The sequence below is a fragment of the Brucella sp. 22210 genome (assembly GCF_052045675.1).
GTDB lineage: Bacteria > Pseudomonadota > Alphaproteobacteria > Rhizobiales > Rhizobiaceae > Brucella.
Map to the genome: position 1 here is coordinate 1 of NZ_JBQEPD010000070.1, position 7,742 is coordinate 7,742.

A 7,742-nucleotide genomic window follows, 5' to 3' on the forward strand; every position below is an offset into this window, starting at 1 on the left:
GTAAGCGCTGTCCTGACCCCACCTTCCGGATCATCGCTTGATCATTGATGTTCAACCTCGAAAGAGGGCTAGGACATATGTCGATTTCAGAACTTACGCTTAAATCCAAGGATGAGCCGATACGCCGGTTTGAGGTGTTCACAGGCAATGGCCGTCGTCGCGAATGGAGCGACGATCAGAAGGCGCAGATCATTGCGGAGAGTTGCGAGCCTGGCGTCACGGTGTGCTCTGTGGCGCGGCGGCATGGATTGACGCCGCAGCAGTTGTTCACATGGCGACGGCTCGCCCGAAAGCCGCTTGATGTGTTGTCGGTGCCGGAGCAAGCACCAATGTTTGCACCAGCAGTCGTCGTGTCGCCCGAGAATTCGGAACCGAAGAGGGCGCGGCAAGCACGTTTGCCAAGAAGAACTTCTCCGGAGGCGGCCATTGAATTGCGGATTGATGGAGCCTGGCTGCGTATTGCCTCTGGCACCGATGCTGCAACCATTGCCGCCGTCATCCAGGCGTTGAAGGCTCAGTCGTGATTGGCCCGTCCGGTGCGGTAAAAGTGATGATCGCCACCAAGCCTGTCGACTTCCGCAAAGGTGCTGAAGGATTGGCGGCATTGGTAAAGGCCCAGATGGGTGCCGACCCGTTCTCGGGCACGATCTACGTATTCCGGGCCAAACGAACGGACCGGATCAAGCTGATCTTCTGGGACGGCAGCGGCGTGTGCCTGGTCGCCAAGCGGATCGAGGATGGCGAGTTCCATTGGCCTCGAATGCAAGACGGTGTGATGCATCTGACGGCCGCCCAGTTCTCGGCTCTGTTCGAAGGATTGGACTGGAAACGCGTGCATGCGCCGAGCGAAACGCGCACGCCGATAAAGGCCGGATAACGGGCGCGACCAATTGAATCAGAGCCATTCAGCGTCTCGCTCCGAGCGGCAAAATATGCTGTTCTCGATCCATGACGATGACGGCAGACGAGCTTCCGGATGACCTGAACGCGCTGAAAGCAATGGTGCTTTCGCGTGAGGCGGAGAATGCCCGCCTGCGGCAGATCATCAAGGAATTACAGCGTCACCGCTTTGGTCGACGGGCAGAGACGCTTCCAGAGGACCAGCTTCTGCTTGGGCTTGAAGAGGCCGAACAGATCGAGGCTGCCGGGCTGGAAGAGAAGGAACAAGGCTCGACTGCTCTGCGCCAGGCGCAGGTCGCTAAACGGCGTACGAACCGGGGTTCACTGCCAGCGCATCTGCCGCGCGTCGAGATCGTGGTCGATATCGATAACCATGCCTGCCCCTGCTGCCGCAACGACCTGCATCGGATCGGCGAGGATGTCAGCGAGAAGCTCGATCTTGTGCCCGCCCAATTCCGGGTGCTCGTGCTGCGCCGCCCGAAGTATGCCTGCCGGGCCTGTGAAGAAGTCGTTGTCCAGGCTCCGGCCCCGGCAAGGCTGATCGAGGGCGGCATCCCGACAGAGGCAACCGTCGCCCAGGTGCTGGTATCTAAATATGCTGACCACCTGCCGCTGTATCGCCAGGCGCAAATCTACAAGCGTCAGGGCATCGACCTCGACCGTTCGACGCTCGCCGACTGGGTCGGTCGCGCCGCCTGGCATCTACGCCCGGTCCATCAGCGGCTGCTCGATCATCTGAAGTCATCGTCCAAGCTCTTCGCCGACGAGACGACGGCCCCGGTGCTCGATCCGGGACGTGGCAAAACCAAGACCGGCCAGCTTTGGGCTTATGCACGAGATGACCGGCCGTGGCAGGGCGATGACCCGCCCGGTGTCACCTATGTCTATGCGCCAGATCGCAAAGGCGAACGACCGATGGCCCATCTCGACGGCTTCGTCGGCATCCTGCAGGTAGACGGCTACAGTGGATATCGCCCGCTCGCGGCAAAGAACACCGTGTCGCTGGCCTTCTGCTGGTCCCACGTTCGACGCCGCTTCTATGAGCTTGCTGCCGCTGGTCCGGCACCCATCGCCAGCGAGGCGCTGCGACGCATCGGCGAACTTTACAGGATCGAAGAAGAGATACGTGGCCGGCCCCACGAGGAGCGTCGTGTCGCCCGTCAGGAAAAAAGTCGTCCGATTACCGACAGCCTCGCTCCCTGGCTGCGTGAACAACTCGGCTACATCAGCCAGAAGACAAAACTCGCCGAAGCAATCCGCTATGCCTTGTCACGCTGGGACGGCTTGACCCGCTTCATCGACGATGGCCGGATCGAGATCGATTCCAACGTCGTCGAACGGTCAATCAGGCCAATTGCCCTCAATCGCAAAAATGCGCTATTTGCCGGTTCTGACGCCGGGGCCGAACACTGGGCGACTATCGCCTCGCTCATCGAGACGGCAAAGCTCAACAATGTCGAGCCACTGGCCTATCTCTCAGACGTCCTCACCAAGATCGTCAACAATCATCCAAATAGCCAGATCGACGACCTGCTGCCTTGGGCCTATGCCGCAACGCACGATCTCAAAGCCGTGGCCTGAAAACAGCGCTTACGGTAAATCGGCGTTGAATGTTAAATTCTGGCGCGTTGAGCGTGCGGATTTGTGGATATGACGCCAGGTTGCCGGGCTCATCGCTGCCGGGCGGACGTCTCCCCATGCAATAGCTGCTTTTTTCTCGTGCCAGACGTATCGACTGATGTTGTAGGCGAGATTGACCATGCCGATTTTCATGGTCGCCCGTGCGATGCCGATGATTCTGACAAACATTCCCATTCCGGTTTTCTGGTGGGCGAAGACGTGCTCGACACGGGATCGGATCCGACATCGTGGCATCGACAATCTGCCCGCGCATAGCCAGATATGCGGCCTTCGAGAGATGATGATCAAAGCGAGCAAACAGGTCAATGGCGCCTGCCTGCACGAGATGTGTTTGCGAAACAGCCAGATAGTCTTGGCGTCCGGCACTTTATCGCCCAGTCCACGGCACAGGAACCGCATGAAGGAAGACGATCCTGGATCTGGAACTCAGCTTGATCATCCGAGAGACTGTAAAGCGCTTGAAGAACCAGGACCTTGAACATCAGCACCGGATCGTAGGCACGCCGACCACCATTTATGCCGTCCGAGCGCTTCAGCGCCTTGGACAACGGTTGTGAAACGGATCCCATGGCACGACGCTCTCCAGCTTCTCCATTGGATCACCGGCTTCGCTTAGCCGCGCATAGCGCTCATCAATGTCCCGGAAACCAGCCTGTCCCCGCATTTACACCTCCGCAAAAACAGCATGGGGATTGAATCAAATTCCGACCCAAAATGCGAGGTTTTTCGAGGCGTCCATGTGCCCAAATCGCATCAAAGGCATGCCGGAATGAGTGCGGCAAGTTTGATCCGGCAAGCCAGCAAGATCAGCGCCACTACGGGCATCCTGGTTGAGCAGGTCATTCGCGACAAGACGCATCCCGAACAGGGATATGGTGCTGTTCTTCGCATTCCGGTGCCCGGCCTACGGCTCCTGAAGTCCGAAGCTTCCCACATTGCGTAGCGCTTCAGGGCCGTAGGCTTCATCCACGGAGGCCATCACACCTGATGAGGTTCATCCCGATTTGATTCACCAGCGAAAGGAACAAAATGCTGACGAATCCAACCCTTGATCACATGCACATGCTTGGCCTGCCGGGGATAGACGCCGCACGGCGAGAACTGGCAGATCAGCCGGAATCCCGATCAATGGACGAAGACGAGTGGCTGGGGCTGATGCTCGATCATCAAATCGCTGTACGCGCCGACAAGCGGCTGACGGCGCCTGGCCGCCGGCTTGCGGCGAAGCGAATGAATGATATGGCGGTAGTTCGCGACATGCTGGACGGGACCGGGCTGTCCTTTGATCCGTGGCAGCGTCATCACATTAGGTTCCAACGGGAAGCAGATCACTATGCTGCCTGAAGAGCCGGGTCCGGCACGATGGTCAGCATACTTTCATCCTGCGGATATGATCCCACGTGAGCGCCAATCGTTCAGGAGGACGTGTCCTCGGTTTACTCCCAATTCTGGCGGCATATGAGACTTTGAGAATGAAGCAACGCTTGGCTATCGGGCGGACTTGTCAGAGCTTGTTTCGAAAGTCGTTCTGTGTGGCTGCGAATGGCAATTTCCTCCATTCCGGGGCCCACCTGCCTTCAGAGCGTGTTTGATCGGATTGGCCGGAGATCGGCGTCCTGATTCTTTGTTTTAACGCGCGTCTTTTCCGATCGAAGCAGGATCAGAAATCAGTCCCGTGGACTGATTTCTCTGCGGAGGCGTTTACACTTTTCGGGATGCGCTTCATGCGCTGCGCTCCGGCACTCGAAAATCACCCTATCGCACATATATGCCGCTTTTCCGGGTCTTCACAATGACAACGGAATGGTCGAGGAAAGAATAATTCAAGAGTTATAACTGTCTATAACTTAAAACTCGTCCATCAATATAACTTGGCTTTGATACAGAAATACTTGTTTGGTTTACCATGGATCCATTTTTAAATTGTATTCTATGAAACTGAAATCTATTTTGATACGGCACCTGGTTGATATCTTCAAGGACCATAAAATGGTCGTTGATGCGTTTATTATATGAATCAATGTTAGAAAGTGCAAAGTAAAGAGCCGAAACTTCCGGCTGGGGCCTTGCAGATACTTCTCCCGCATAGCCAGTGACTGCTATATTGGGCATTATACGTGATAATTCTGCCGCCAAAGAGGATGAATAGAAATCTGCAGAGTGACAACACAGTAACTGAATATGATTGACGTTGTTAATATGTAAATTATTTATAATCGATGCGATGCCAGCTGCATTCCGATACTTGCCATTTATGAGCGCTGTTCTGCTGGAAAAATCCCCATGGCAGCAAATCGATAACATCGTACCTGCTTGTGTGGTTTCAAAAATAATAAAGGCGTCTAAAAAATGTCTGAGGAGCTGTTTCATTTCTGCGCAGTCAAATCACTTTCCAAAAGGCTGCTACTGACTATAAATTCGATAGAACTATCAAGATAACACGGTTGCCTGTTTTTTCTGATCCAGCCATCGCCTTCTAAAAAGACAGAAGCTGAATTTCCCGACCGGGAGCACGTTTTGATCTGAGTGAAGCAGATCGCGCTCCCATCCTTTGTTTTAGCGCGCTTTTTTTGCACATGCGCTCCAGGTTCCTCCCGGATTTTTGCCGAATGCTCCGACAGCTATATCCGGTGCAGGCGTAACAGTTGTGTCGCCCATGAGAATGAATAAAGAGCTGAAGAGTGGCAACCCGGCAAATGAAGATGATTGATGCAATGTCTTCAGCGCTTACAAGCTTGTAATATTTTCGTCAACGGGATTGCGTGCCTCGTCGCCTGGAATAGAGGAGCACATGCCTTCGCCTCGGTCAGCCCTTTGGCAAGGTAGCTCACTCCAGGTTGTAAACTATGCAGCCGTGGCGAACAGAAGCACGAGAGCAGGGGAGCGCAAAATTGCTCTTTGCAGGCTGGCGTCAGTGAAAGCCAATCTGGAAACAAGACGAAAAGGCGCTGGAGCTGCTGGTCGCCGTGTCAGTGACGACAGGGCAATCATCATCGTGGAAACGCGATGCGAGTTTGCTCGCCTGGCTCGACCCGCTATGAAATAATGCAAAGGAATTTTGCGCTAAAAGGCTCACAACCGAGCGATCCAGGTGGGTTCTTCGCATTATGGTCAGCTGATGATTAGTGGAGCGCCGGAAAAAATAATGTTGCTGATGCCGAGGCAATGGTCACGGCAGCCAGCCAGCCTGAGATGCGCTTTGTATCGCCGAAAACCGAAGAGCAGCAGGCTTGTGCCGCACTTTTTCGAGCCAGGGAACGCTTTTTGTATCAACGAACCGCTGGTAAATGCGCGGCGTGCTGTTCTATATGAGTTCGGACACGTCGTTCCGGCGGGCATAGCTCATTTCGATTGTGACAACCCCTTTGTCGCAAAACTGACGCTCCATCGTCAAACGAGCCAGTAGTCCAACTGCAAAAGTTGCTGCACATAGGCCGCGGGATCCGTGGCTTCCAGAAACTCAAGATGCTGCATGTCGAGTTCATAAAGAAACTGCGCATGTTCGAATGCTCCTTCAAAAGCATCTCGTGAACCAAGATGTGGTAATATCCGTGTTTCGTAGAGAGTGATCGATAGCGGAAAACTGTGTGGGCGCAGTTTATAGCGACGCGAACCGAGAGCGACAGCGCCTCTTTTTTCGGCTGTAAAGCCGAGCTTACGGATAGTGAATTTAAGTGGGAAGGGTAACGTTTGCGGAGTCACCTGTTTACCGCTTGGTGGTTGCCCCGGCAAATATAATTGTGTCCAGTCGACTGGAATATTGAGCGCGAGCGAAAGCACGTGTTGGTTCGTAAAATAGGGTTGAATGAAAGAACCGCGATCGATGCCCCTGTCATGTTCGCGAGCTGGTTGGCTCCAATATTTGAAATAGTCTGCAAGGGTTGTCATTTGCGTCCTTATCTGGTGCACTTCGATTAATTTTAAGACGTAATCCGAATTATTCCAGGAAAAGGAGCTGCGAGACTCGCAACGCGCAGCCCTGACATTGTCTCTATCGGCGAATTGAAAGTCGTCGCAATTGGGGCCAGATCTGTAACGGTCATTGACTATGCCAGCCTGGTAACTGTCCAACCAGAGCCATTTAAAGCAAATTTCATCAGACTGCGGCCGGAATTGTTTAGCCGAGACGACTTTCCAACCGCGTTTGGCAGCATATTCAGAGTGAGAGACGATCTCGATCAGAAAGTCACTCAGATGGGTTGTGGAGCGCACATTTGCATGGTTGGGACGATGCCGCAGACTGGCCAAAGACTGCGAGAAAACCATTGTTTCCGCTGAAGCGGGGTCTACATCACAAACATTCGCCTACTCGTCCGGTCCGTCACAAAAGCATGATATGGTTATGTTCACTTTGATTCAGGCTCTGAGCGTTCACGGGCTCGTGTAAAAATTCCGAGTAAATCCACGCCAGCTCGGCTGACAATAAATGTGAGCGCAATAAGTATGATGGTATAGAGGCTATTTGCGAATATGGACTGCCAAACTGACATCCAGAAGTTGCCTTTAAGCGCTTTTCGCAAAATCCGCGTCTCTTCCTTTTCCACGACTGTTTTGGCGTGTTGAGACAGTAATTGCTCTGCGCTCTTTCGTGCATTCTCGATTTGCGTGGGTGTCCATGAGGCATGATAAGCGCGCAGTTCTTGAGGGGTCGGAGCTCTCTTTTTTTCGCGTTTGAAAGCGCTGGCCCATTCTCGCTTTGCGTTTTTGTAGATACCGTAGGCTACAATGCCTATTAAGTCAGAAAAATCATCACCAATAAATCTATCAAACGCACAGTTATATTCTCCATCACTTCCGATTGCACTATCTTCGGGGCAGATTATCTTCGATCTCTGATCATAAAGCGTGTAATTTTCCGGAGAGCTGGAAATGCAATCTGAATTAATGCAGGTAATATTATTATCAATTTTTTCATTCGTCGCTGAAAAAGCAACGGATTGGAAAGATGCGATTGTTATGGAGTAAAAAATAACAGCTCTGGGTGTAGTATGATATGTTTTAAACATAGAAATAACTCGTAGTGCCTGCTTTCACCGGAGGAATATATTAGCCTCTCTCAAACTGGGCGCATCATGCAAGCAACGGATGTTGTTCGTGTCTGAGAGCCTGTTCCAAAAAGGGTTGAGCGATTACAGCAGGTTATGATTCAATCGGATTGCTTACATTCGATGGAGCTCACGATGACCTGGACTGAAACCGCT

At 53.1% G+C, this 7,742-nt stretch carries 9 protein-coding genes and 1 pseudogene; 6 read left to right on the forward strand and 4 right to left on the reverse strand.

Annotated elements, in window-relative coordinates; translation table 11 throughout:
- The first annotated feature begins 77 nt into the window (after positions 1-77).
- The 3 genes from tnpA (at position 78) to tnpC (ending at position 2,481) form a co-directional block, all read left to right on the forward strand.
- Positions 78-524, forward strand: a complete 447-nt coding sequence (gene tnpA / locus ACTJKP_RS25640) for an IS66-like element accessory protein TnpA (protein ID WP_181375986.1) — start codon at positions 78-80, stop codon at positions 522-524.
- On the forward strand, positions 521-877 hold the full coding sequence (tnpB, locus tag ACTJKP_RS25645; protein WP_109366349.1) for an IS66 family insertion sequence element accessory protein TnpB: 357 nt from the start codon (positions 521-523) through the stop codon (positions 875-877). Before tnpA ends, tnpB begins: the two co-directional genes overlap by 4 nt.
- Positions 878-948: 71 nt before the next feature.
- Entirely contained in the window at positions 949-2,481 is a 1,533-nt protein-coding gene (tnpC, locus tag ACTJKP_RS25650) for an IS66 family transposase (protein WP_121539677.1), read from the forward strand.
- Positions 2,482-2,490: 9 nt separating this feature from the next.
- Here the strand turns inward: tnpC and ACTJKP_RS25655 are convergent, their stop codons facing one another.
- Together ACTJKP_RS25655 and ACTJKP_RS25660 are read right to left on the reverse strand one after the other, a co-directional pair.
- Positions 2,491-2,715 carry a hypothetical protein gene (locus ACTJKP_RS25655; protein ID WP_440632689.1) on the reverse strand — a complete coding sequence of 75 codons (225 nt, stop codon included), beginning with the start codon at positions 2,713-2,715 and terminating at the stop codon, positions 2,491-2,493.
- Between the two features lie 128 nt (positions 2,716-2,843).
- Positions 2,844-3,110, reverse strand: coding sequence for a transposase (locus ACTJKP_RS25660; RefSeq protein ID WP_440632690.1), 267 nt, complete (start codon positions 3,108-3,110; stop codon positions 2,844-2,846).
- 200 nt (positions 3,111-3,310) lie between these two features.
- Between ACTJKP_RS25660 and ACTJKP_RS25665 the strand changes: the two genes are divergently transcribed.
- Both ACTJKP_RS25665 and ACTJKP_RS25670 read left to right on the forward strand, forming a co-directional pair.
- Complete coding sequence (locus ACTJKP_RS25665) at positions 3,311-3,484, forward strand: hypothetical protein (protein ID WP_440632691.1); 174 nt, start codon at positions 3,311-3,313, stop codon at positions 3,482-3,484.
- Between the two features lie 86 nt (positions 3,485-3,570).
- On the forward strand, positions 3,571-3,885 hold the full coding sequence (locus tag ACTJKP_RS25670) for a hypothetical protein (RefSeq protein WP_440632692.1): 315 nt from the start codon (positions 3,571-3,573) through the stop codon (positions 3,883-3,885).
- Positions 3,886-4,371: 486 nt separating this feature from the next.
- On the opposite strand, the gene ACTJKP_RS25675 is transcribed toward ACTJKP_RS25670, so the two are convergent.
- Positions 4,372-4,911: a hypothetical protein gene (locus ACTJKP_RS25675; RefSeq protein WP_440632693.1), complete on the reverse strand. Its 540-nt coding sequence runs from the start codon at positions 4,909-4,911 to the stop codon at positions 4,372-4,374.
- A 1,822-nt stretch (positions 4,912-6,733) separates the two neighbouring features.
- Here ACTJKP_RS25675 and ACTJKP_RS25680 point away from each other — a divergent pair.
- A pseudogene (locus tag ACTJKP_RS25680) lies at positions 6,734-6,876 on the forward strand (transposase); the annotation flags it as partial.
- Positions 6,877-6,887: 11 nt separating this feature from the next.
- Here the strand turns inward: ACTJKP_RS25680 and ACTJKP_RS25685 are convergent.
- Complete coding sequence (locus ACTJKP_RS25685) at positions 6,888-7,547, reverse strand: hypothetical protein (RefSeq protein WP_440632694.1); 660 nt, start codon at positions 7,545-7,547, stop codon at positions 6,888-6,890.
- Positions 7,548-7,742 lie beyond the last annotated feature (195 nt).

Coding starts and splice junctions, on each gene's coding strand:
- tnpA (WP_181375986.1), top strand. CDS start 78: ATGTCGATTTCAGAACTTACGCTTAAATCCAAGGATGAGCCGATACGC.
- tnpC (WP_121539677.1), top strand. CDS start 949: ATGACGATGACGGCAGACGAGCTTCCGGATGACCTGAACGCGCTGAAA.
- ACTJKP_RS25655 (WP_440632689.1), bottom strand. CDS start 2,715: ATGGGAATGTTTGTCAGAATCATCGGCATCGCACGGGCGACCATGAAA.
- ACTJKP_RS25660 (WP_440632690.1), bottom strand. CDS start 3,110: ATGGGATCCGTTTCACAACCGTTGTCCAAGGCGCTGAAGCGCTCGGAC.
- ACTJKP_RS25665 (WP_440632691.1), top strand. CDS start 3,311: ATGAGTGCGGCAAGTTTGATCCGGCAAGCCAGCAAGATCAGCGCCACT.
- ACTJKP_RS25670 (WP_440632692.1), top strand. CDS start 3,571: ATGCTGACGAATCCAACCCTTGATCACATGCACATGCTTGGCCTGCCG.
- ACTJKP_RS25675 (WP_440632693.1), bottom strand. CDS start 4,911: ATGAAACAGCTCCTCAGACATTTTTTAGACGCCTTTATTATTTTTGAA.
- ACTJKP_RS25685 (WP_440632694.1), bottom strand. CDS start 7,547: ATGTTTAAAACATATCATACTACACCCAGAGCTGTTATTTTTTACTCC.